The 22,220-nt window shown below is 44.5% G+C and carries 23 protein-coding genes; 12 read left to right on the forward strand and 11 right to left on the reverse strand.

The annotated features are described in order from the left end of the window. From ABNE31_RS06700 to ABNE31_RS06720, 5 genes are all read right to left on the reverse strand, one after another. On the reverse strand, window positions 1-735 hold the full coding sequence (locus tag ABNE31_RS06700) for a M15 family metallopeptidase (RefSeq protein ID WP_349352809.1): 735 nt from the start codon (window positions 733-735) through the stop codon (window positions 1-3). Window positions 736-806: 71 nt separating this feature from the next. Then, window positions 807-1,943 carry a gliding motility-associated C-terminal domain-containing protein gene (locus tag ABNE31_RS06705; RefSeq protein WP_349352810.1) on the reverse strand — a complete coding sequence of 379 codons (1,137 nt, stop codon included), beginning with the start codon at window positions 1,941-1,943 and terminating at the stop codon, window positions 807-809. 47 nt (window positions 1,944-1,990) lie between these two features. Further along, the gene (locus ABNE31_RS06710) at window positions 1,991-3,163 is read right to left on the reverse strand and encodes a hypothetical protein (RefSeq protein ID WP_349352811.1); all 1,173 of its coding nucleotides are present in this window, start codon (window positions 3,161-3,163) and stop codon (window positions 1,991-1,993) included. A gap of 137 nt (window positions 3,164-3,300) precedes the next feature. Further along, window positions 3,301-4,467, reverse strand: a complete 1,167-nt coding sequence (locus ABNE31_RS06715) for a gliding motility-associated C-terminal domain-containing protein (RefSeq protein WP_349352812.1) — start codon at window positions 4,465-4,467, stop codon at window positions 3,301-3,303. Between the two features lie 3 nt (window positions 4,468-4,470). Continuing rightward, window positions 4,471-6,801 (reverse strand): hypothetical protein, encoded by a 2,331-nt coding sequence (locus ABNE31_RS06720; RefSeq protein WP_349352813.1) that lies wholly within the window; start codon window positions 6,799-6,801, stop codon window positions 4,471-4,473. Between the two features lie 214 nt (window positions 6,802-7,015). Between ABNE31_RS06720 and ABNE31_RS06725 the strand changes: the two genes are divergently transcribed. The 6 genes from ABNE31_RS06725 to ABNE31_RS06750 all read left to right on the forward strand — a co-directional run bounded on the left by ABNE31_RS06725 (window position 7,016) and on the right by ABNE31_RS06750 (window position 12,694). Beyond that, complete coding sequence (locus ABNE31_RS06725; RefSeq protein WP_179385154.1) at window positions 7,016-7,756, forward strand: carboxypeptidase-like regulatory domain-containing protein; 741 nt, start codon at window positions 7,016-7,018, stop codon at window positions 7,754-7,756. Further along, on the forward strand, window positions 7,753-8,562 hold the full coding sequence (locus tag ABNE31_RS06730; RefSeq protein WP_349352814.1) for a carboxypeptidase-like regulatory domain-containing protein: 810 nt from the start codon (window positions 7,753-7,755) through the stop codon (window positions 8,560-8,562). Before ABNE31_RS06725 ends, ABNE31_RS06730 begins: the two co-directional genes overlap by 4 nt. A 302-nt stretch (window positions 8,563-8,864) precedes the next feature. Continuing rightward, window positions 8,865-9,383, forward strand: a complete 519-nt coding sequence (locus ABNE31_RS06735) for a DUF6702 family protein (protein ID WP_349352815.1) — start codon at window positions 8,865-8,867, stop codon at window positions 9,381-9,383. Window positions 9,384-9,443: 60 nt separating this feature from the next. Further along, window positions 9,444-11,759: a M1 family metallopeptidase gene (locus ABNE31_RS06740; protein ID WP_293283511.1), complete on the forward strand. Its 2,316-nt coding sequence runs from the start codon at window positions 9,444-9,446 to the stop codon at window positions 11,757-11,759. A gap of 83 nt (window positions 11,760-11,842) precedes the next feature. Further along, on the forward strand, window positions 11,843-12,115 hold the full coding sequence (locus ABNE31_RS06745) for a twin-arginine translocase TatA/TatE family subunit (RefSeq protein ID WP_179385150.1): 273 nt from the start codon (window positions 11,843-11,845) through the stop codon (window positions 12,113-12,115). 6 nt (window positions 12,116-12,121) lie between these two features. Next, window positions 12,122-12,694 carry a phosphatase PAP2 family protein gene (locus ABNE31_RS06750; RefSeq protein WP_349352816.1) on the forward strand — a complete coding sequence of 191 codons (573 nt, stop codon included), beginning with the start codon at window positions 12,122-12,124 and terminating at the stop codon, window positions 12,692-12,694. On the opposite strand, the gene ABNE31_RS06755 is transcribed toward ABNE31_RS06750, so the two are convergent. Continuing rightward, window positions 12,660-13,301, reverse strand: coding sequence for an O-methyltransferase (locus tag ABNE31_RS06755; protein ID WP_349352817.1), 642 nt, complete (start codon window positions 13,299-13,301; stop codon window positions 12,660-12,662). The two genes, ABNE31_RS06750 and ABNE31_RS06755, sit on opposite strands and share 35 nt — an antisense overlap. Before the next feature lie 65 nt (window positions 13,302-13,366). Between ABNE31_RS06755 and ABNE31_RS06760 the strand changes: the two genes are divergently transcribed. The 3 genes from ABNE31_RS06760 to ABNE31_RS06770 are packed head-to-tail and all read left to right on the forward strand — an operon-like array spanning window position 13,367 to window position 16,347. Further along, a complete protein-coding gene (locus ABNE31_RS06760; protein WP_349352818.1) occupies window positions 13,367-13,831 on the forward strand; it encodes a GNAT family N-acetyltransferase in 465 nt (154 codons plus the stop codon). 58 nt (window positions 13,832-13,889) lie between these two features. Next, on the forward strand, window positions 13,890-15,158 hold the full coding sequence (kynU, locus tag ABNE31_RS06765; RefSeq protein WP_349352819.1) for a kynureninase: 1,269 nt from the start codon (window positions 13,890-13,892) through the stop codon (window positions 15,156-15,158). A gap of 40 nt (window positions 15,159-15,198) precedes the next feature. Further along, the gene (locus tag ABNE31_RS06770) at window positions 15,199-16,347 is read left to right on the forward strand and encodes an MFS transporter (protein WP_349352820.1); all 1,149 of its coding nucleotides are present in this window, start codon (window positions 15,199-15,201) and stop codon (window positions 16,345-16,347) included. Between the two features lie 45 nt (window positions 16,348-16,392). Here ABNE31_RS06770 and ABNE31_RS06775 read toward each other — a convergent pair whose 3' ends face one another. From ABNE31_RS06775 to ABNE31_RS06795, 5 genes are all read right to left on the reverse strand, one after another. Beyond that, complete coding sequence (locus ABNE31_RS06775; RefSeq protein ID WP_349352821.1) at window positions 16,393-16,788, reverse strand: VOC family protein; 396 nt, start codon at window positions 16,786-16,788, stop codon at window positions 16,393-16,395. Window positions 16,789-16,865: 77 nt separating this feature from the next. Then, window positions 16,866-17,267: an antibiotic biosynthesis monooxygenase gene (locus tag ABNE31_RS06780; RefSeq protein ID WP_349352822.1), complete on the reverse strand. Its 402-nt coding sequence runs from the start codon at window positions 17,265-17,267 to the stop codon at window positions 16,866-16,868. 172 nt (window positions 17,268-17,439) lie between these two features. Then, a complete protein-coding gene (locus ABNE31_RS06785) occupies window positions 17,440-18,831 on the reverse strand; it encodes a S41 family peptidase (RefSeq protein ID WP_349352823.1) in 1,392 nt (463 codons plus the stop codon). A 59-nt stretch (window positions 18,832-18,890) separates the two neighbouring features. After that, entirely contained in the window at window positions 18,891-19,439 is a 549-nt protein-coding gene (locus ABNE31_RS06790; RefSeq protein WP_349352824.1) for a CPBP family intramembrane glutamic endopeptidase, read from the reverse strand. A 263-nt stretch (window positions 19,440-19,702) separates the two neighbouring features. Continuing rightward, entirely contained in the window at window positions 19,703-20,392 is a 690-nt protein-coding gene (locus tag ABNE31_RS06795; RefSeq protein ID WP_349352825.1) for a hypothetical protein, read from the reverse strand. A gap of 86 nt (window positions 20,393-20,478) precedes the next feature. On the opposite strand from ABNE31_RS06795, the gene ABNE31_RS06800 reads away from it, so the two are divergent. Genes ABNE31_RS06800 through ABNE31_RS06810 form a run of 3 tightly spaced genes read left to right on the forward strand, consistent with a single transcriptional unit; the run spans window position 20,479 to window position 22,160 of the window. Continuing rightward, entirely contained in the window at window positions 20,479-21,108 is a 630-nt protein-coding gene (locus ABNE31_RS06800) for an RNA polymerase sigma factor (RefSeq protein ID WP_306013526.1), read from the forward strand. Beyond that, window positions 21,109-21,297: a hypothetical protein gene (locus ABNE31_RS06805; protein WP_179385140.1), complete on the forward strand. Its 189-nt coding sequence runs from the start codon at window positions 21,109-21,111 to the stop codon at window positions 21,295-21,297. 35 nt (window positions 21,298-21,332) lie between these two features. Next, window positions 21,333-22,160, forward strand: coding sequence for a hypothetical protein (locus tag ABNE31_RS06810; RefSeq protein ID WP_349352826.1), 828 nt, complete (start codon window positions 21,333-21,335; stop codon window positions 22,158-22,160). The last annotated feature ends 60 nt before the right edge of the window (window positions 22,161-22,220 follow it).

Genomic DNA, 22,220 nt, shown 5'->3' on the forward strand with positions numbered 1-22,220 from the left:
TTATAGCAATACGGGGTTGATGTCCAAAATATTGTCCTGTATGTAGGTGCGTACAAACCTATTGGTAAAGTGTTCGATACCGAAGAAATCCTCTTTTTGGAGCAATTTCAGAATGTTCAACTTTCGGTATTCGGTGAGCATGGGAATGGAAAGAGGCGCATAGCTATAATGCCATGGCTCATATTTGAAGCCCCTTCGTCTAGGATTGTTGGTGTATACCAGATAGAACCCATATTTGGTCGAATTTTCATCCAACCAGTGTTTTAAGCCTTCAAAAGGACCGCCTGCCTCAAACTTATCGGCCTCAAGTACATCTCCGGATACTTCAGGGAAGCCATCAATAATGTCGATATCCGTACCCCAATGATGCCTGCTCGTACCTGGAATAGTGGAGTACTCTATAATTTTGTCGATGGCATCCAAGGGTGTCATGCCATCTTCCTCGGTAAAGGCCAGATATTTCCGTTCCCAAATGGTCCGCTGCCGGAAGAAATCGCGGTAACTGGATACCATTTTGATGTCAAATCCGTCCGAATAGGCAGCTTTTTTCATTTCCAAGAAGGACTCATAAGCCTCTTTTCTAAGGTTGATGCCCTCACCAAACAACTCGATTTTGGCTTTCCCCATTAATTCTTCTGTGGAATAAATTGGGTCGAAAATCGTGGGAAACAGGGGAGGGAGGGCACAGGCCAATCCCGAAGCCGAGGTGGTTTTGATAAAGTTTCTTCTTTTCATGAAAACGAATTTTGCACCAAGTTAAGAAGTATTTTTAATTCGTCTTTTGAAATATTTAGGACCTGTTCAAACTATCGGGCGATGTAAATATAACCGTTTACCTTACTGCCCGTATCTTTTAGGGTAAGGATGTAAAAATATACGCCACTGGGCAGTCCCTTATTCCGCTTAAAAACGGAGTTAACGTTCGAGATTCCATCAAATTCGTTGCGATAGTTGATTTTTGAGTAGACGAGTATCCCGTTTCTATTGTAAATATTTAGAATGTTATTAGGGCTGTTTTCCGCATCAATAGGTCTAAAAGAATCGTTGGCGCCATCACCATTGGGTGTTAGTAAGTAGTTCTTGGATGCTAATGAAAGTGTTTCCAGGGCGTTCTCCATACCGGCCAAAGTGACCACGGCATATTGATTGGGAACAAATAGATCCGAAGTGATACTGCCGGATTCCAAATTACCCGTCACCGCGGTGTTCCCAAGATCTTCCCATTGTTGCGTACTTTTATTCCACCCAACAATCCGAAGTTTTTGGGCATTATCGGAAAGCAGGCTTAGAAAACTGTCAGGGAACCACTTGATGGTGACTGTGGATGGGTACTCGCTTTCTACGGCCCAAAATTCAACATTGCTGATTTCGAGTTCTTCATTTTCTTTGCTGTTGGTGTTGAATTGTGCATTAACGGATAAGGGATTGTTTGGGTCTTCGTGGAAGTAGGCGGATTTTGCCATAGCATTGGTTTGTGAAGACGCCAAGGTCAAACTCCTTAATCGAGTTCCATCACCTATGGGAAAGGTAAATAGCTCTTTATTGGTTATGCTGGCATACCCATTTATGTGGGAAGTGTTTGCTGCGCCAATGTAGAATGCATCGTCCACAAAACCAATGGCAATGTTTGAGCTGTTTTTTGCGGTAATCAAGTCCCCTATCACAAAGTTGATATTGTTTCTCACCTGTAGTCCATTGGATAGCAATAATCCATTTTCAGCAAAGATTTCAAAATCAAAAAACGCAACAGGCTCCGTGCCCGAAACTTCCAGCTCTTGGTTACCATAAAAACCCACTAACCCCAGGTTTTGGTCAAATGGTCCATTGTTGATGAGGTTTGTATGAAAACCGACCATACCATTTTCATGAACACGAAGGTTCCCAAAATTTTGAAGCGCATCCTGTGCCAGGCCTTTTTGAAATATCAGAAGCAAAAAAAGCATCACCCAGTTGTGGAGGGAGTAAGATTTGGTATGAACGATTATCGCCCTCATAAATCCAAAAGCGTAAACATAAATTCAGAATCAAATCTTCCTGTATCCGTTCCTCCGTTGTCGTTATCCCCTATGATTACTTCAAAGCTTGAAACCGATTGATTGAGATAGGCAATGCTGGGGTCATCGTTTCCTGCGCCTTCGCGACTGGGTTGTGCAATTTGTATGATGTAGTTGGCATCGGACATCATACCCGGAAGATTGACTCGATAATGTCCGGCACCTGCCAGTTTGGTAATGGTTATTCCTGCAGTGGCACGCAATATGGTTCCGTTTGGTGCAATCTTTCCAAAAGCCTTGATGGGGCTTTCGTAATAGGCGCCGCCATCACTTCCGACCGTAATATGATTGTTGGCGTCAATGGAAATGATTTCTATTGTCTGGTCTACGGCGGATTCGTTGGTATAGGTCACCACTCCGGTCATATTGTCCTGGACCAAGTTGGTTACCGTATTTTGATCCCCATCGGCAATATCAGCGGGTATGTTGGTGAGGGAGGACCAATCGCCATCAAAATCGTCCGTGGCGTCACTATCATAATTGCTGAGGTCAATTTGGGTGTTCCCAGGATCATCGGAGAGGCTTATAATGCCTCCGTTGAACTCTAGGTTTTGAATTTCATTTTGATTGTCAGCATCTGCATCCTCAACGTTCAGTACTACACTATTGCCATTTGAAATTTCGATATGGCCTGGATTTCCATTGGTGCCCAAGGTCTGTTCATCGGTATTCAGGATGTTGATGACGGTCTCATTTCCGGCTTCATTCGTGTAGGTGAAAGTGCCATCCATGTTATTGACAAGGGTGGTTACCGTCTCCGGAGCACCATTAAAGGTGGTTTCGTTTCCTTGCCCGTCTTCCAAGGTAATGCTGCCATCACCGTTATCCGTAAACGTGAGGCCGGTCAGCGCTGTACAAAGATTTATCCATTGGATTCCATTGTGATAGTGCAAACAGGCTGTGTCCGAATTATAGATTAAAGCCCCACGTAGTGGATTTAAACCCAGCATTTGTTCATTATTGAGCCTGGTAAGCACGAGGGCCTTATTGGAACTTTCCAGTTCGAGGATGGAGCCCGCGTCTATGGACTCTGGATGGGCACCGATCTTGACCTGTGCCAAAAGTATGGTAGGACCAAGCAGCGCCAACAAAAAAAGAAACTTTTTCATTGAACCATAATTTTAGTTCTAATGACTACTGCAAAAGTGTTTGGGAAAGAAGAGGTGGTCTTGCGTGAGGTATTATCTTAGGACCAGCACAAATTTATGAAAAAGAATAAAACGGAAAGAAATAATGTTCAATGGCTTTATCTGTCCAGAAAAAGGAAGCCCGTGTACTGCAACTCTAGGTCGTCCAACGAAACCAAGTAAAAATAGACACCTTCGGGTAGCCCAGCATCTTGGCTCACCACAAAACTTCCCGTGTTGGATACCCCATTAAATTCGTTGATGTAGTTGAACTTTTCAAACACTTTTTGACCAAAGCGGTTAAAGATGCGCAAGCTATTGTTCGGTGATTCTTCCATCCCATCGATGACCAAAAAATCGTTGATGCCATCCCCGTTTGGACTCAAAAAATAATTGCCAAGGGTCGGGTTTTCCACGGCAAAAGTATCTGTGGGCAATGGAATGGTACCAAAGGTAATGGCCGCATAATCGCTCGGAACAAAGGTTTGCGAGGTGATAAACCCCTGTGCAAGGTCGCCACTTATAGCCGAATTTCCTATAATGACCCATTGGTTGGACGCTTTGCTCCAGCCTACCACAATGATGGACTCCAGTGTGGCATTGGGTATAGTGGCCAAGGAGCTTCGGCTGTTCCAAGAAATGGTGACCTGTGCAGGCACATCACTTTGGATGATCCAAAATTCACGGTCCGATACCGTTCCAATATCCCTGACTTTTTGTTCGGTATCGAAACCCTGCAAAATGGTCTCTGGATTGGAAGGGTCCTCAAAAAAATAAGCGCAAACCGCCAAGGGCGTATTGCCTTGAGAATTTAGGATCAGTGGTCTGAGCTGCGCCGAATCGCCCACAGGAAAGGAAAAAACATCCTGATTGGTGATGGCTGCAAAGCCGGTGACTTTTGAGGCATCGCTTTCCCCGGTAAAAAATCCGGTGTCCATAAAATTTAGGTTCACCGCAGCTATGTTGGTTGGGCTCAAAAAGTCCCCATCAATAAAATTGACATTGTTGCGTACCAAGAGGGTGTTTTGTAAAAAGACGTTGCCGCTCATCAAAATCTCGGTGTCCCATAGGGTGGGGGGAATGCTTCCGGAAACGATGATGGGCCTATTGCCATAAAACCCGACGAGTCCGGTGGTCTGATCAAAATTGCCATCGTTGATAAAATCGGTATGCAACCCTATTTGGGCATTGTTTTGCACCGTAAAGTTACCACTATTGTACAGCCCGCTCTGGGCCAAGGTAAACGAGACGGAAAGAAGGGCGATTATGTGGAGGAGGGGTTTCAAAATTTAAAAAGCTATTACTGTGTAATTCCAATCAGAATCAGAAACCGCACCAGTTCCGTCATAAACTTGAACATTGAATTGAGCTCCTGTTTGAGTTGTTACCTGAATGGTTCTTGCTCCTATCCCACCAATTGTGGTAAGTTGGACAACATAATTTGTAGGTGTGACACTGAGGTCTACTGTATATGAACCACCCCCATTATTAGTTACAATTGCTCCAGTGGAGTTGTCCACTCCACCAATAACGGTTCCTACTGCTATAACAGGATTGGTCACAGCTACATTAAATTCTTGGACAGCGGGATTTGTGACTGTAATCCCATCTCCCGAAGAAACATTAATTCCATCCACGTATGCCTTTGTAGCTGCGTCGCTTGCTGCTGTCGGTGTGCCGAGTCCAGTTATCACGGCTCCGTTGGCGTTGTTTCCATCGGCGAGCACTTCCTCGATGTTCTGTATTTCGTTGGTTATATCGGAATCCGCATCACGGATGTCTATTGTAGTGCTTGCTCCATCCGTTATGGTCAGCTCGATGCTCTCATTTGGAGTACCGCCAGTTCCGGTTCCAAGGTCTTGGTCGTCCGTTCCGTCCAGTGCGTCGACATAGGCTTTTGTAGCCGCGTCGCTTGCTGCTGTCGGTGTGCCGAGTCCGGTTATCACGGCTCCGTTGGCGTTGTTTCCATCGGCAAGCACTTCCTCGATGTTCTGTATTTCGTTGGTTATATCGGAATCCGCATCACGGATGTCTATTGTAGTGCTTGCCCCATCCGTTATGGTCAGCTCGACGCTCTCATTTGGAGTGCCACCGGTTCCGGTTCCAAGGTCTTGGTCGTCCGTTCCGTCCAGTGCGTCGACATAGGCTTTTGTAGCTGCGTCGCTTGCTGCTGTCGGTGTGCCGAGTCCGGTTATCACGGCTCCGTTGGCGTTGTTTCCATCGGCGAGCACTTCCTCGATGTTCTGTATTTCGTTGGTTATATCGGAATCCGCATCACGGATGTCTATTGTCGTGCTTGCTCCATCCGTTATGGTCAGCTCGACGCTCTCATTTGGAGTGCCGCCGGTTCCGGTTCCAAGGTCTTGGTCGTCCGTTCCGTCCAGTGCGTCGACATAGGCTTTTGTAGCTGCGTCGCTTGCTGCTGTCGGTGTGCCGAGTCCGGTTATCACGGCTCCGTTGGCGTTGTTTCCATCGGCTAGAACCTCCTCGATGTTCTGTATTTCGTTGGTTATATCGGAATCCGCATCACGGATGTCTATTGTCGTGCTTGCTCCATCCGTTATGGTCAGCTCGACGCTCTCATTTGGAGTACCGCCAGTTCCGGTTCCAAGGTCTTGGTCGTCCGTTCCGTCCAGTGCGTCGACATAGGCTTTGGTCGCGGCATCTTGGGCATCCGCAGGATTACCGACATCAATAATCCTATTGCTATCCAAATCAACATTCGCTGCGGCTGCAGCAAATCCACTTAAAGGAATATTCGCTTTATCAAGTTTGGCGTTGGTCACCGCCCCGTCAAAAATCTTTGCGGTGGTCACCGCATCATCCGAAATATCTTCTGTAAGTATGTTGCCATTTAAAATTTCATCCGTGGTCACTGCATCGGTCGCAATCTCAAAAGCGGTGATTCCGCCTTCGGCCACATCCAAAGTCAACGGGTCGGCTTGACTCCCAGCACCATTTAAAAGAAGAGTAGCATCGGTGGGACCAACCACCTCGTTCCCCACAATACTGTCCAACTGGGTGTTCAGCAGGTCCGTACGGTTCACAAAGTTCCATGCGGTTCCATTGTACATCAACAGGTCGCCGGTATTGGTGGCATCGGCCAAATTCCGTAGTCCTACGGACTTTTCGGCCAGTTTGTTGTTGGTCACGGATTCGTTTTGCAGTTTGGTGGAACCGTTGATGGACGTATCCACAATGTTCGCGCCCGTAATTCGGTTGACCTCAAAATTATAATTGGTGCTCCCATCTGGGTTGATGGACTCCAAAATGGCAATAGTGTTGTCCCTTGCATTGGGATTTACCTGTTGCAGGGAATCAGCTCTTGTACTTACGGTAAACGAATTGTCCAACTCCTCACAGATATTGATCCATTCCGTTCCATTGTAATAGTGCAAACAGCCTTGGTCCGTATTGTAGACCACGGCACCGGGCAGTGGGGAAATACCGCTCATTTGGGCATCGGTAACCCGGGTAATGACCAAAACACGATTGGAGCTCTGCAATTCCAATAACGATGCGGGGTTCAAGTTCTGCGGGTTGTCACCGATTTTTACCTGCGCGCTCAGGGAGTTGATCGCCACTAGGCCAATGACCAAATAGACAATGTAAGTTTTCACAGTGTTAGTTATTTGAGGATTTCACCAAACGTAAAAAGCAAAACTAAACTTATGTTCCAATTTTTATCATAAATACCGTCCAAACACGAAATTTACGGGTGAACGGAAAGCACTTTCCTATATTTGGCAACGCAGAATTAACAAAAGTTTAGAACCACTTAATTTTTTATATCGGTGTCAAGGTTTTTCTTTAACTTGTAGTAAACACGTATACATGAAAAATACATTTTTGATAGTGTTCTCTTTGCTCCTGAGCGGCTGGTGCTTAGCACAGGATTCACGCACCATGCTGAGGGGAAAGGTGTTGTATAGGAGTTCCAACGTGCCCAATGAGAATGTTATCAACTCCACTAGTGGGCGGGCGACCATTACCAACGATAACGGTGAGTTTATGATTGAAGTGAAGGAAGGCGATCAGTTGGTATTTACCGCCATCAACTATCAGCTCAAAGTAGTGGATGTCACCCCGGAAATTTTGGCCAATAACCGTTTGGTGGTCGAAGTGGACGAAAAGGTGCAGGAGTTGGACGAGGTGATTGTTACCCCAGAAAACCAAGAACGTTTCCTAGAGGTCAAGAACGAAGACTTTAAACAGTTTGAATACGAAATAGATCGTGGCACAGAGGTAGAAAATGTGGCCAATTCCCGGATTACCCGAGGGATGCGGGACGGTATCAACTTCGTAAACATTTTCAAGGCGCTGTTCAAGTCGCAGGATGAGAGCGGACAGGAAAGGGAGCCTTTAAAGGTAAGCGAGGTGCTTCGCCAAGTGTACGATGATGAATTTTTTGTCGTAGATCTTCGACTTCCACAGGATAAAATAGATGCTTTTCTACTATACTGCGACGATAAGGTACCTTCACAGACGCTCCTTAAAAAGGAGAACGAATTTCAGTTGATCGATTTTCTAGTGACCCAGAGCAAAGAATATCTGGCAACCTTGAACGAAGAATGAAAAACTGCTGGCTTGCGGTATTGTTTTTTGTAACCCAATGGGGCTTTGCCCAATCTGGTGAGGAACAGGTATTGCGGGGAAGAGTGGTCAGCGAAGATAAGGATGTGGTCGGGGTGGTGGTCCAAAATCTAGGCACCCAAAATGCCGTTATCACCGATTTGGACGGGAATTTTGCCATCGAGGTCAGCGTGAACGATACCTTAGTGTTCTCTGCCGTACACTTTCTTAGGAAAATAGTACCTGTCACCGAAACCCTGTACAATTCTAACTTTGTTGAGGTTCCCATGCAGGAGTTTGTGAACGAATTGAAAGAAGTGGTGGTGACCCCTTATAATCTTACGGGAGACCTCACAAAGGACATAGACCGGGTGGTACTGGAAAAAGATGTGACTGCCGAGGCCTTGAATCTGCCCAATGCCCATCGTCGGATACCCACACAGAGCGAACGAAAGCTGCAAGAAGCATCTGCCATGAGGGTAACCGCTGGGGGCGGACTTGGAGGAGCCGGTGGGGGTATGAGCCTGAATCCCATCATCAATGCCATCACCGGACGTACAAAAATGCTCAAGAACCGGGTAAAAATTGATAGAACTTATGCCCAGACCCAAGAAGTGCAAGGATTTTATGGAGACTCCCTGTTTTTGACCACTTTGAAGATTCCCATGGAGCGCATTGACGATTTCATGTATTTCTGCGAAGTGGACGAAGCATTTCAAAATGCGATAGCTTCCGAGGACAAACTGCAAATTTTGGATATCATGATTCGGAAAAGCAGGGCGTATCGGGAGAACAATGATTTGGATTGATGTCTTAGGAATCGGGAGTGGTAAGTTACGAGTTATGGGTCTCGTGTTGGGCGTTGACACGAATTTCACGAATTAGCACCAATAGGGTTCTTGTCATTTCGAGCTGTCACCCTGAGCGCAGTCGAAGGGGCAGTAGAGAAATCTTTGTTGGAGTCAAAAGTCAAAAGTCGGGAGTCGGGAGTCAGCAATAGAATATCTAACATCTAAAGTCTAAATTCTGTTATCTAAACGAATTTGGCAAGTTAATTGCGTTAGCTAGCATAAAAACGTAACATTGTTTCCCAATTAAAGATTATGATACGATGATGAAATTCAAGAAATCAAAAATGGTATTGCTTCCCATGGTACTTTTTCTAATGGTATCTTTTGCAACAGCCCATAAATTCTACGTCAGCGTTACCAATATTAACTATTCCGAGGATGATGCCGCCTTTCAGATTACAAGCCGGATATTTATTGATGATTTGGATAAACTTCTTAAAGAACGCTATGGAATTGAAGCCAAATTGGCGACACCGAATGAATCCAAGGTGGCAGATGAGTATATCGAAAAATACTTCAGGACAAAATTTTTGGTGGAACTCGACGGGGAACCTGCCAATTATACTTTTCTTGGAAAGCGGTACGACACCGATGTCGTAATCTGCTATTTGGAAATTTCCAATGTCAATTTATCGGAAACCAAAACCATGTCCGTACAGAACGAAATCCTTACCGATCTGTTCGATGAGCAAAAGAACATCGTGCATGTCAAATGGAAGGAAAACAAAAAAAGTTTTGTGCTCATTCGGGAAAACAATAAAGGAATGTTAAACTTATAACCTATTCTTAACAATTGGTTAAAATTAGTTATTTTTCACCCTTATAAAATCAGATAGAAAATGAACAGATTTAAGTATTGCTTTGCTTCCGTGTTGTTCCTTTTTGGTGCCATGGTCATGGCGCAGGAAGAGGGCGAAGTGAAACAGGAACGGGAGCCCGGTCATTACAACCAGAGTAAATTCAAACAATTGTATGAGGAGTTTTCAACTCCCAACACCTATCGGTCCGCCTCCGGGGCACCAGGTCCCGATTATTACCAGCAGCAGGCCGATTATGTAATGGACATCCAATTGGACGATAAGAACGCCAGAATCAGTGGAGAGGAAACCATTACCTATCATAACAATTCGCCAGACGACCTAGAGTTCCTTTGGGTGCAGTTGGACCAAAATGTACGTGCCAAGGATTCCAAATCCCCATTGCGTGATGGAAACGGTGTGAACATTGCCTACACTGCCGATAATTTTGCACAAACCTATATCAGCGAACCTTTTGATGGCGGGTTCAATATCGAATCCGTAACCGATGCCAATGGAAGGCCATTGTCGTACACCATCAACCAAACCATGATGCGAGTGAACATTCCGCAGGCTTTAAAAAGCGGTGAGAAGATTTCATTTTCCATCAAATGGTGGTACAACATTCCAGACCACACTGTAAATAGAGCCCGTTCGGGATATGAATATTTCCCAAAAGACGGAAACCGTGCGTATGTGATCGCCCAGTTCTTTCCAAGAATGGCGGTTTACAGCGATGTGGAAGGATGGCAGAACCACCAGTTCTGGGGAAGCGGCGAGTTCGCTTTGCCTTTTGGTAACTATGAGGTAAGTATCACGGTACCTGCCGACCACGTGCTGGATGCGACAGGGGAACTTCAGAACCGTGACGAAGTTTTCTCCAAAGAAATGATGAAGCGTTACAAGCAAGCTACCAAGTCGTACGACAAGCCTGTGCTCATTGTAACCCAAGAAGAGGCCGAAGCTGCCGAAAAAGGATTTTCCAACGATACCAAGACTTGGAAGTTTAAGGCAACCAATGTAAGGGACTACGCCTTTGCTACCTCCAGAAAATTTATCTGGGACATGCAGGCCGTTAAAATAGGAAATAAGGATGTGATGGCCGTATCGCTTTACCCCAAAGAAGGAAACCCCCTTTGGGAAGAGCAGTCTACAAAAGCCGTGGCACAGACCCTAAAGACCTATTCAAAACACACCTTTGATTATCCATACCATAAAGCCATATCCGTTCATGCCAAGAACCAAGGAATGGAATATCCAATGATTTGTTGGAACTATGGTCGTCCTAACGAGGATGGTACCTATTCCGATAGGGTAAAGTACGGGATGATCAGTGTGATTATCCACGAAGTAGGACACAACTTCTTCCCGATGATCGTCAACTCCGATGAGCGTCAGTGGGGTTGGATGGACGAAGGATTGGATACCTTTATGCAGTATTTGGCCGAGCAAGAATTCGGCGAAAACTATCCAGATGTTATCGCTCCAAACGAAAAATACCCATCCCGAAGAGGGGAGCCATCCAAGATTGTTCCCTACATGGCAGGAGACCAAAGTTATATTTCTCCCATCATGTCCAATCCGGAGAACGTGTACCAGCTTGGTCCAAATGCCTACGCTAAGCCAGCTACGGCCCTCAACATTCTTAGGGAGACCGTAATGGGCAAGGAGCTTTTTGACCATGCCTTTAAAACCTATGCGCAACGTTGGATGTTCAAGCACCCAACACCTGAGGATTTCTTCCGCACCATGGAAGATGCATCCGCAGTGGATTTGGATTGGTTCTGGAGAGGATGGTTCTACACTACTGATTATGTAGACATCGGCGTGAAGGGCGTTAAAAAGTACTACGTATCCAACAAGCCTACCAAGGAAATGGAAAAATATATGGCCGATAGAAATCTTACTGAAGCCGACCTACCACCTTTGGTGTACTTGGCCGAGGAAGACAGCGAGGACTTTGAGCCTGAACTGAAAGGAAAGTCGCCAACAGAGACTTCCCAAAACTTGAAGGCATTTATGATGGACAATATGACCGAAGCCGAAAGGTCTCAGGTAAAAGAGCCTAAGTATTTCTACGAAATCACTTTTGATAAGCCAGGAGGTATCCCGATGCCATTGATCGTGGAGTATACCTACGCAGATGGCACCACCGAAAGCGTAACCTATCCACCAGAAATCTGGAGAAAGAACGATGCTGAGGTGAAAAGAGTAATGGCCACCCAAAAGGAGATTGTTGGCATTGTGGTAGACCCCAAATTGGAGACTGCCGATATCGATACCACCAACAACTCATGGCCCAAGAAAGAAGAGAAGTCCGACTTTGATAAGTTCAAGGAGAACATCAAAGGAAAATAAGACTCCAAAAAACTATGTTAAGAGCCCCGTGATTTCACGGGGCTTTTTTTATTTTGAACCTAAGATCTGATTATATTTGTGCCATGCAATTTTTATTCATCAGCGGAGCCGAGATATTTTTCATCCTATTTGTAGTGGTGATGGTGTTTGGTGCGGATAAAATCCCTGGAATAGCCAGGGGGCTCGGCAAAGGAATGCGCCAACTCAGGGATGCCACCGACGATATTAAGCGCGAAATCCAAAAAAGCGCCGACGTGGATACCGACTTTACCAAGAATATCCGAAAGGAAATTGACGATGTCAAGAAGAATGTGAACGAAGTTTCCGGTTCCATCAAACGAGATCTCAATAAATAAATATCCATGTGGGAAAGACTGCTCAAATGGGATAGGGACACTTTTATTTATCTCAATGGGCTGGGTATAGAACAATACGATGTTTTCTGGTCCACGGTCACCCAATTCACCACTTGGATTCCCCTTTTTCTGTTATTTATAGCGCTATTTTTTCTGAAGTTCCCCAAAAAGGAAGCTTGGTATAGGTTTCTGATGGTTTTGGGCCTAGCTGTTTTCATCGGATTGATAACACATGTCACCAAAATTTCGGTAGCGCGGCTACGTCCCAACAATACGGAAGAAATCAATACCCTTATCCGAATACTAAAAACACCCACGGACTATAGTTTTTTCTCCGGACACGCCTCCAGTTCGTTTTCGATTACCATGTTGGTGTTCCTCTTCCTGAGGCACAAAGTAAAATGGGCGATTTTGTTTTTTATCTGGCCCATACTGTTTGCGATGAGCCGAATTTATGTCGGGGTACACTTTCCCATCGATATTTTGGTTGGAATGCTGGTTGGACTATTGTCTGGCTGGTTGTTTTATGTGCTGTACGAACGAATTATAGCACCCGGCTCAAGGTCAGTCCGTCCCTAATGGGCAAAAGAACGGTCTCCACCCTGTTATCCTCTTTCAGTTTTTGATTGTAAGCCAGTAAAGCTTCCGTGGCCTTGTCCGATTTTTGCAAGGGTTCCACCACCTTTCCCGACCAAAGTACATTGTCCGAAAGAATGATGCTGCCCGGTCTTGTTTTTTGGATGACCGCCTCAAAATAGGCATCGTAGTTGACCTTTTGTGCATCTATAAAAACAAGGTCAAAAGTTTGGGGCAAGTTGGGAACAATATCCAGTGCATCACCAATATGTTGATGGATTTGGGAACCATGCCCGCTTTTGTCAAAATACCTCCGCTGCATGGGATAGAGTTCTTCGTTGACCTCAATGGTGTGCAATTCCCCATCTTTTTGAAGCCCCTCCGCCAAACAAAGCGCCGAATAGCCCGTATAGGTGCCGATTTCCAAAATATACTTTGGGTGGATGATCTTGGATAACATACTCAAGACCCTCCCTTGAAAATGTCCCGTGATCATTCTGGGCTGGATTACCTTTAAATGGGTTTCACGGGTGAGTTCCTGCAACAGTTCCGGTTCGTCCTCCGAATGGTTGGCAATATATGTTTCCAATATGGGCGATAGGAAATGCATGTGATATTTTTCGCAAAAATAGGGAAAACAACTACATTGGTGTACCTATTAAACAAAACAACTTCATGACATTACCAAAGGTAACGATTCGGGCGGCGACTATGGACGACCTCCCCGTATTGCTCAATTTTGAACAGGAAATCATTAAGTCGGAACGCCCATTCGATGTGACCATAAAAAGTGGAACCATCAGTTACTACGATATTGGTGCTATGATTCAAAATAGCGAATCCCATGTCGTGGTAGCCGAAGTTGAAGGGAAGATAGTCGCTTCAGGCTATGCCATTTCCAAACGGGCTAGGCATTATCTTAATCATGAACGGTACGCTTATTTGGGTTTTATGTATACCGATGTAGCCTATCGCGGCAGGGGAATCAATGCCCAAATCGTGGAAGAGCTCAAACAATGGTCGCATGCCAAAGGGTTTCAGGAGATTCGGCTTACCGTTTACAATGACAATACTTCGGCCATTAAAGCCTACGAAAAGGTGGGCTTTAAAAAACATATCATCGAAATGCGGTTGGAATAGTTTTCTTTTCGCCACATTACCCCCACAAGTTGTATTTTTGGGACAAACCAAAAGAAAAATGACGTTCCAAAATACACTTGAATTCGCCAAACAATTAGACGCTTCCGATGCCTTGGCCCCGTATCGAAATGAGTTCCACTACCCTCAGGTCAACGGAAAGGATGTGATTTATTTTACCGGGAATTCCCTTGGGTTGCAACCCAAACGAACCCAACGGTTTGTGGACGAAGTGATGAAGGATTGGCGGGAACTCGCCGTGGAAGGACATTTTTATGCCGATAAACCTTGGTGGGATTACCACGAGCGGCTTGCCGAAGGATTGGGTAAGGTGGTGGGGGCCAAACCCAAAGAGATTTCGGTGATGAACACGCTCACCGTAAACCTTCATTTATTGATGGTTTCCTTTTACCGGCCCACAGCTAAGCGATTCAAGATAATTTGTGAGGAGAAGGCCTTTCCATCCGACCAATATATGCTCCAAAGTCAGGTGCGTTTTCATGGATTGAATCCCGAAGAAACAATTGTAGAGGTAAAAAAGCGGGAAGGGGAGCACGCATGGCGTACGGAAGATATCATCCAAAAAATCCAAGAAGTGGGCGATGAGCTTGCCTTGGTGTTGATGGGTGGCGTGAACTATTACAATGGCCAGGTTTTGGATATGGAAGCCATTACCAAGGCAGGAAAAGATGCTGGCGCCTTTGTGGGTTGGGATTTGGCCCATGGCGTGGGGAACATCAAACTGCACTTGCATGATTGGGGCGCCGATTTTGCCGCTTGGTGCAGCTACAAGTATATGAACAGCGGGCCTGGTAACGCATCTGGAATATTTATTCATGAAACCCACTTGGGCAAGGAGGATATTCCCCGTTTTGAAGGTTGGTGGGGCAACAAAAAGGAAACCCGTTTTTTGATGAAGCCCGAGTTTGACCCCATTGAGAGTGCCGACGCATGGCAGTTGAGCAATCCGCCCATACTTTCCGTAGCACCCTACTTGGCCTCCTTGGAGCTTTTTGATGAAGTGGGTATGGATGCGCTAATCGAAAAACAAAAGACCATTGTGGCCTATTTGGAGTTTGTACTGCACGAAATCGATAAGGAGGTGGATAGTACCTTCGAGATTATCACGCCCCAAGATAGAGGGTGCCAGCTTTCAGTGTTTTTGCATGGAGAGGGCAGGTCCCTTTTTGATTATTTGATGAAGCACGGTGTAATCACGGATTGGAGGGAGCCCAACGTCATTCGATTGGCCCCAGCACCCTTTTATTGTTCCTTTGAGGATATGTACCGTTTTGGACAGATATTAAAACAAGGCATCCAAACCAAATAACTTCTTACTTTTACATGAATCCAACCAACCAACTCCATTTATGAAGTCCTTACAACTGATTTTGTCCAACCCAAGATATTTTGGGCCAGCCTGGGTGTTTACCAGTATCAATATTTGGTTCGGTACATGGGCCATTTATATTCCTACGGTAAAGGAAAATCTGGGTATTAACAAAGCTGATCTGGGCATAGCCCTGTTTTGTTTGTCCCTTGGGGTTTTTACCATTATTCCAGTGGCATCCAAATTGATCAACCGGATTGGGGTGGGCAGGGCTTCTTGGCTTGGGGTCATCTTTGTGTCTGCCACCGCCATGCTACCACTCATGGCCCCCAATTATTATCTGTTGATGGCAGCGCTCTACCTGTTTGGTGCGGGCAACGGTTTTATCGATATTGCCATAAATACCTTGGTCACTGAGATTGAGAAAGAGGATAAGCAAAACTTCATGTCTGCGGCCCACGGGTTTTTCAGTTTAGGCGGTATTCTGGTGGGGCTGGGCAGCTTTTTGATTCCCGTAATCGGAAGTCCTGTCCTGCACATGGGCATAACGGTGGTGTTGGTGTTCATCATCAACCTATATTTTAGAAAGCATTACATCCACATTGTAGCAGCGCCCGTGGAAAAGGAACCGTTCAGCTTCAAACTTTTTAAACCCTTGCTGTTGTTGGGAATCATTGGGTTTGTTTCCTTTGGTAGCGAAGGGGCCATTATCGACTGGAGTGCCCTTTATCTCAAGGAAATGACCAAGGCTCCGGAAATGCTCATTGGAGCTGGATTTTTGGCCTTTTCCACCACTATGACGGTGGGTCGGTTTTTAGGTGATGGCATCAGCGCCCGGATGGGCTCCATTAAGTTGGTGGGGTTGGGTGCGCTGATTGCGGCCTGTGGATATTTTTTGGTGCTGACCCAACAAACCACTTGGTCCATAATTGGTTTTGCCCTCAACGGATTGGGATTTTCGGTGATTGTTCCCGAATTGTTCCGTATTGGCGGCAACGTGAAGGGCGTGGATTCCTCCCAAGGTGTGGCCTTTATCGCTGGTTTTGGGTATATCGGGTTTTTGTTGGGCCCGGTAATTCTCGGTTTTATTGCGGAAAGCGCCTCGCTCAATTATAGCTTTATGTTGCTCTTGTGCATGGCCCTGTTGGTTTTTGGGATTACGTTTTTCCTAAGGAGAAGGGGGAAGTAATTTATGACTTAAGTTTTCCTCTATTTAATCATGACATAGGTATCGCTATAGCTCCTGTACCAACTGAATGTAATTCCCACAAGTATCGTTAAGAATTGCATATGTTACATTTCCGGCCATAGTTGGCTTGGTCGTAAACTCGACTCCAAGCTTGCTTAACCGCTCATACTCGGCATCCACATTAACAACATCAAACTGTGTCCAAGGGATTCCTGCTTCCATAAGCGCATTTTGGTACACTTTTGATGGTTCAAAATGATTGGGGGCTGGTTCCAATAGGAGTTCTGGTCCATCTTGCCAATCTTTGGAAACTAGGGTGAGCCATCGGTTGCCTCCTCCCAAGGGTTCATCTTTCTTTTTAATGAACCCCAGTTTTTTTGTGTAAAACTGTAACGCTTTTTCTTGGTCCTGGACAGGAATGCTCATCAATGTTACCTTCATTTTTTCAGTTTTTTTAAAATTACTTTAAGGTATTGTGAAAATTGGTTTTTTGGGATGCAAACCTATAGCAACAAAGGTTAATCAATGACACCTTTTACTTCCCAAAAGGAAATTTCAGGTGGTCCGGTCAAAAAATTGACAGAGTTGGCCATAAACGATTGTAAATGGGCCGTGTTCATATGCTCATTATTATAATAGGATTGGTCTTCCCATTCCTCATAGAGCATAATGTTTGTATGGTCCACTGGATCAATATGGAGTTTGATGGAAACAAAATTGGGCTCCTCTTTTACCTTTTCAAATAGTTTGTTCAATGCCGATATGGCTTGATCACTTTTGTTGGGTTGGGCTTTAAACTTGAGCACAACAATGGTTGTTGGTTCTGTAGTAACCGTGTCTTGTTCCACACCCCATCCGATTAAAAAAACGGTCACTATTAATAAGGTTGCCACTGAGGCAATGTGTTTAGGTGTCTTCATAATTCATAATTTTTGCGGTTGGTTTTTGTTGGATGATTTTGGACATACTTATTGATTATCGTTGACAGATGTCATCCTCTCAGAAATATGCTGGTCGCAACTACGCCAGCAAGAACCATTGATATAATCGTATAGTTCTAATTTACAATGAATTATGGGTTATTTTTAGATATTATTTGATTTTTTTACCTAAAAAGTCCAGTGCCCTGTCCAAAGCAGGATCCTTGTTCTCCATATAATCGGATAAGGTTTTACGTACCTCAATGTCAGGTTGGATACCCACGCCAACAAATTCCTTACCGTTTGGATAGGTATCCTTTTTGGTGCAAATCCGCGCTTGTCCACCATTGGGTAGGTCAAACAACATGGGTTGCCCTGTACTGCCAAAGGTTGGCTCGCCAATTTTGGTCATATGTTTTTGGTTATCGGCAAATATGAGGAAGTCCTCGGCCGCAGAAGCTGTATTGTGGCCTATCAAAAGGACTGTGGGCACAATGATTCTTTTGTCTTTGAGGAATTCCTTCTCGGCTACACTCAGGGTGTCAGGACCATAAGGAAAATCATGATAGTATTCGTCACGAAACGATAAATAAGCCTGTTTGGCCCAGGAATTATTTAAGGTATCTTTTTCTTCCGTCCAACGCCCCCAAGCTTTAAAACTGGGAACATGAAGCCTGCTTCGGAATTTTGAACCGTATAAAATGGTATCGTTGGTGAGGTGATTAAAGATTTCCTGTCCAATTCCAGTACTTCCCCCACCGTTATTTCTAAGGTCTACAATAAGGGCTTTCGCTTTTTTTAGTTCAGGTATCCTTTCAAAAAACAGGCTGTCTATTTTTGGGTCGGAAAAGGAATTCAGCGCTACATAGGCAATGTTCTTGTCATACCATTTCATATCCAATAATTCCCTTTCCTCAAAAGGTGGGTAGACCTCTTCTTCCTCGGTTATGGTGTGGGTCAAGGTCAAGTTTTTGATTTTGCCATTGGGCAGTTTTAGCTCCAAATCGTAGGAGGTCCCAACGTAGCCTTCCAAAAGCCTCCAAATGCCCCAATCTTGCAGTATGTAATCCGTGGATGAAGAAATGTAGGGAAGCACATGCTCTTTTAGATAAATATGGGTTGGGTTTCCGTTTACCTTGGTGATTTCGGTTCCGATGGGGATTTCCTTTTTCTTGCTTTCGTTCACTCTTGTGATGATGGCCTTACCTTCTATATTCGTCAAAAACAGACGGTATTCCCCGAAATTTGTATTGAAAATGCTGTCTTGGATGCTTTCCGGAAAGTAAACATTGGTATGTCCATCTTTTAGAAAGGCGCAGAACCGCTGCAGCAAGCGATAGTATTCATAATCGTTTTTGGTTTCTTGGACCTTTGGGATATAGGTTCTGTACAGCGAATCCCACTCCGCCTTGTCCACTTTGTTCAGGTAGATGAAGTTGTAATTGGCCTCTTGCCAAAACTTAGACAGTCCGTACACTTTTTCGGCATTGGACAAGTGATTGGGCATTTGGGCAGACATGGAGCTAGTAAAGATTGCCCAAAGCATGAAAATTAGTTTTTTCATAATAAAGCTGTTTTTACTAGAGACTCCAAATTTTTGAATTGGTTACAGCTCTAGTTTTATTACCAATAATTCAAAGTATTGTTCTTGGCCGCGATCAATAAACCAGGCTCAATTAGGCCAGTGATAGCAAAGTGGGCAACAATACAAGGGGCTAAACTACGATTGGAAGCCAAGTAAACAATGGCAAGCGCAAAACCCAATATGGCGGTAGATATAAAAGCATTCACACCAGCTTTAAGGTTTTTTATTCCCCATATCAAATGGACGACCCCAAAAGCTAAACCGGACAGTATAACCTGTACTGCGTAAGAATAATCGTGTGTGGCCAAATAGTCCATAATCCATTTTCTATAAATCACCTCCTCCATGATTCCAGCAAAAACGGCTGCGATGATCGCGGTAAGCTTTAATTTATCCAATTTGAACATATAGTTCCATACCTCGGATAGTTTTGCTGCGCTGCCACAATATATGACAACGGTAAGAAGGGCCAATACCCACCCTAGAGGGGTCCCGCTATTACTATCGGAAAATCCCAAATAGGATATAAACCCTTTAGGGTTGGAATAAAGGTTCACCATAACCAAGGAACCCCAAATAAAAATCATCGAAAATAATATAACATGGATTGACTTATTTTTCATAGCACTACTCAATTAGAACCACTACTTTAAATCTATAGAGATTGGTTTACGGGCTAATCAAGGGCCCTAATCAACATCACGAGCCAGATCATTACCATATGATTTTACCAACTTCCATTCCACATCTTTCCGTATCTGTGTGACTTTAACAAATTGATATCATCTTGTTCAATGATGACCAAGACTGTTCAATTTCCGTTTTTGCTTTAGTAAATCATCCGTTGAGGTTATTCCTTACTTACAGAAAGCCCTGTAAAGTAAAGACTGGTTCCACCCTCCGGTCGGTTGTGCTGTTGTGCCAATTGTAGGCCTTCCATATCCACATAATCTTCCCAAGTGGATACCAAATTCGGCTCCTCTTGGTTGGATTTTCGATAGGCCCACTCCCTAATAACGTAATCATCCTTGAAATAAAAGTCGTAGGCATCACCAGGAGTGTAGCCACCTTCATTAGCATATACAATGGTCAGCTTTTGCATAGGTTCTTGGCTAATGGGGGCAGTTGCCTCTGCTGTATGCTCAAAGGTATAATTATTGGCATCCCACATGAGATTAAAGGGGGCCATCAACCAATATCTGTCATTGATAAAACCACCATTGGTCTTTAGTGCAATACTATCCATCGCATTCCGGTCGTACCTTAAGGTGTCCGCACCCGAAATGGCCGTTACCATATTGGTTTTGGGTTCCCAATCCCAGCTACGCTCAAAGTGCATGGAATCCCTGTCCACATTGAACGTAAAAGTTATTCGTTCCACATCCTTCCAATGCTCAAAACCATGGGCCTCCGCAATCCGTTCGGGAACGGTTTTTTCGGTTTCGGTAGTTTCGGCCGCAGTTTCGGTTTTCTTCGGTTCCGTTTTACAAGCGGCAAAAAATAAAAAGGCAAGCAGTCCGGCGATGTAATAGGTCTTCATGTCTGGTTTTTAACCAAATATACTAGGAAAATCCGTTAATTTGCCCCCCATTTTAAAAAGCTGGGTCAAATAAATCTGTTTTTGGAGTGACTTTTTTAAAAAACCTGTTTCTCATACTTATAAGTAACCCCGACAAAGCGTTTTTGGAAAAGGAAGACTTATACGTGCAGCTATCTGATGAGGAATTGGTGAAACAGATTGTTGCGGACAACGACCCCATGCTTTTTGGAAAGTTGTACGACCGCTATGCTACAATGGTCTATAACAAATGTTACGGATTCGCAAAATCCGCGGACGAAGCGGAGGATCTCACCCAAGATGTGTTCCTTCAGCTTTTTATCAAACTTCGAACCTTTAAGGGCAAATCGAAGTTTTCTACATGGCTCTACTCATTTACCTATAATTTTTGTGTCAATTATGTCAACCGGAACAAACAACTGAAAATACGGGACAAGTCCGTTCAGGTGGAAACTTCCGAACATAAGCTTACCGAAGAAGTGCCCGATGAGAGCTTGTTTGAAATGAAAGCGGACAAACTCAAAAAGGCATTGGAGCTGATTGCGGCAGAGGACAAATCGTTACTGCTGCTAAAATACCAAGATGGGGCCAGCATCAAAGATCTGGTCTCCTTGTTGGAGATTGGGGAAAGTGCGGTGAAAATGCGCATTAAAAGAGCAAAGGAACGACTAGTGGAAATCTATAATACCTTGGAATAGATGGCAAAGAAACACAAAAACCCATTTAAGGAACTGGAGGCCTCCCTACACGAGGCCCCTCCCGAAATGAAGCAAAAGGTCATGAACGACATTGCGGCGGCAAAGTTGATCATGGATATGGCTTCACTCTTCTCCATCAATCTGGGGGGTGCTTTGCGCAAACTATTCAGAACCATGGGAAACAACTAATCAACTTAACAGAACACTATAAATAAACAACAACTATGGAGACTATTAACGAATGGAAAAATGTGACCCTTGATTCACTATCGGGGATGGGCAAAGAGATTGCATCGGCCTTTCCTAAAATCTTGGGGGCCTTGGTCATTTTGTGCCTAGGTTGGATCGTCATCAAAATTGTACTGTTCCTATTAAAGAAAATCCTAAAACTGGCCAAAGTTGACCTGCTCAACGACAAGATCAATGGAATGCAGGTCGCCGGTAAGGGCGAACTCAATGTGGATTTCATAAAAATCATATCGGGTTTTGTGCGATGGTTTTTGATTTTGGTCTTTTTGATCGTGGCGGCTGATATTTTGGATTGGAAGATCATTTCACAGGAAATAGGCAACCTTTTACATTACTTGCCACAATTCTTTAGTGCATTGGCCCTATTGATGCTCGGGTTTTATATTGGAAACTACGTGAAGAAGACCATCAAGCGGTTGTTCGATTCCCTTGAGTTTGGCGGTTCCAATATTGTGAGCAACCTGTTCTTTTACGTGATTGTCGTTTTTATGTCCATCACAGCGTTGAACCAAGCAGGGGTAGATACTACCATTATCACCAACAACATTACCCTGATCATGGGTTCCTTCCTATTGGCATTCGCTTTGGGGGTAGGGTTGGGGTCCCGTGAGATCGTGGCCGATATCCTTAGGGCATTCTACACCCGCAAGACGTATGTGGTGGGCGATAGAATTGTGATCAACGGAGATGAAGGGACTATAAAGGCCATTGAGAACAACAGCCTTACCCTAGAGACCAAGGAGGGAAAATTTATCATTCCGATAAAGGATGTGGTTTCCCAAAAGGTGGAGATAAAATCATAATCGGGTCATTGTGGCGAACAAGTGCCTCAACTTCCTTGGAATTTGATTATTTTTGAAGTC

Source organism: Flagellimonas sp. MMG031, assembly GCF_040112705.1.
Lineage (GTDB): Bacteria > Bacteroidota > Bacteroidia > Flavobacteriales > Flavobacteriaceae > Flagellimonas.

Excerpts from the sequence above, each read along its gene's own strand:
- ABNE31_RS06700 (WP_349352809.1), bottom strand. The coding sequence starts at position 735 with ATGAAAAGAAGAAACTTTATCAAAACCACCTCGGCTTCGGGATTGGCC.
- ABNE31_RS06705 (WP_349352810.1), bottom strand. The coding sequence starts at position 1,943 with ATGCTTTTTTTGCTTCTGATATTTCAAAAAGGCCTGGCACAGGATGCG.
- ABNE31_RS06710 (WP_349352811.1), bottom strand. The coding sequence starts at position 3,163 with ATGAAAAAGTTTCTTTTTTTGTTGGCGCTGCTTGGTCCTACCATACTT.
- ABNE31_RS06725 (WP_179385154.1), top strand. The coding sequence starts at position 7,016 with ATGAAAAATACATTTTTGATAGTGTTCTCTTTGCTCCTGAGCGGCTGG.
- ABNE31_RS06730 (WP_349352814.1), top strand. The coding sequence starts at position 7,753 with ATGAAAAACTGCTGGCTTGCGGTATTGTTTTTTGTAACCCAATGGGGC.
- ABNE31_RS06735 (WP_349352815.1), top strand. The coding sequence starts at position 8,865 with ATGATGAAATTCAAGAAATCAAAAATGGTATTGCTTCCCATGGTACTT.
- ABNE31_RS06740 (WP_293283511.1), top strand. The coding sequence starts at position 9,444 with ATGAACAGATTTAAGTATTGCTTTGCTTCCGTGTTGTTCCTTTTTGGT.
- ABNE31_RS06745 (WP_179385150.1), top strand. The coding sequence starts at position 11,843 with ATGCAATTTTTATTCATCAGCGGAGCCGAGATATTTTTCATCCTATTT.
- ABNE31_RS06750 (WP_349352816.1), top strand. The coding sequence starts at position 12,122 with ATGTGGGAAAGACTGCTCAAATGGGATAGGGACACTTTTATTTATCTC.
- ABNE31_RS06755 (WP_349352817.1), bottom strand. The coding sequence starts at position 13,301 with ATGCATTTCCTATCGCCCATATTGGAAACATATATTGCCAACCATTCG.
- ABNE31_RS06760 (WP_349352818.1), top strand. The coding sequence starts at position 13,367 with ATGACATTACCAAAGGTAACGATTCGGGCGGCGACTATGGACGACCTC.
- kynU (WP_349352819.1), top strand. The coding sequence starts at position 13,890 with ATGACGTTCCAAAATACACTTGAATTCGCCAAACAATTAGACGCTTCC.
- ABNE31_RS06770 (WP_349352820.1), top strand. The coding sequence starts at position 15,199 with ATGAAGTCCTTACAACTGATTTTGTCCAACCCAAGATATTTTGGGCCA.
- ABNE31_RS06775 (WP_349352821.1), bottom strand. The coding sequence starts at position 16,788 with ATGAAGGTAACATTGATGAGCATTCCTGTCCAGGACCAAGAAAAAGCG.
- ABNE31_RS06780 (WP_349352822.1), bottom strand. The coding sequence starts at position 17,267 with ATGAAGACACCTAAACACATTGCCTCAGTGGCAACCTTATTAATAGTG.
- ABNE31_RS06785 (WP_349352823.1), bottom strand. The coding sequence starts at position 18,831 with ATGAAAAAACTAATTTTCATGCTTTGGGCAATCTTTACTAGCTCCATG.
- ABNE31_RS06790 (WP_349352824.1), bottom strand. The coding sequence starts at position 19,439 with ATGATTTTTATTTGGGGTTCCTTGGTTATGGTGAACCTTTATTCCAAC.
- ABNE31_RS06795 (WP_349352825.1), bottom strand. The coding sequence starts at position 20,392 with ATGAAGACCTATTACATCGCCGGACTGCTTGCCTTTTTATTTTTTGCC.
- ABNE31_RS06805 (WP_179385140.1), top strand. The coding sequence starts at position 21,109 with ATGGCAAAGAAACACAAAAACCCATTTAAGGAACTGGAGGCCTCCCTA.
- ABNE31_RS06810 (WP_349352826.1), top strand. The coding sequence starts at position 21,333 with ATGGAGACTATTAACGAATGGAAAAATGTGACCCTTGATTCACTATCG.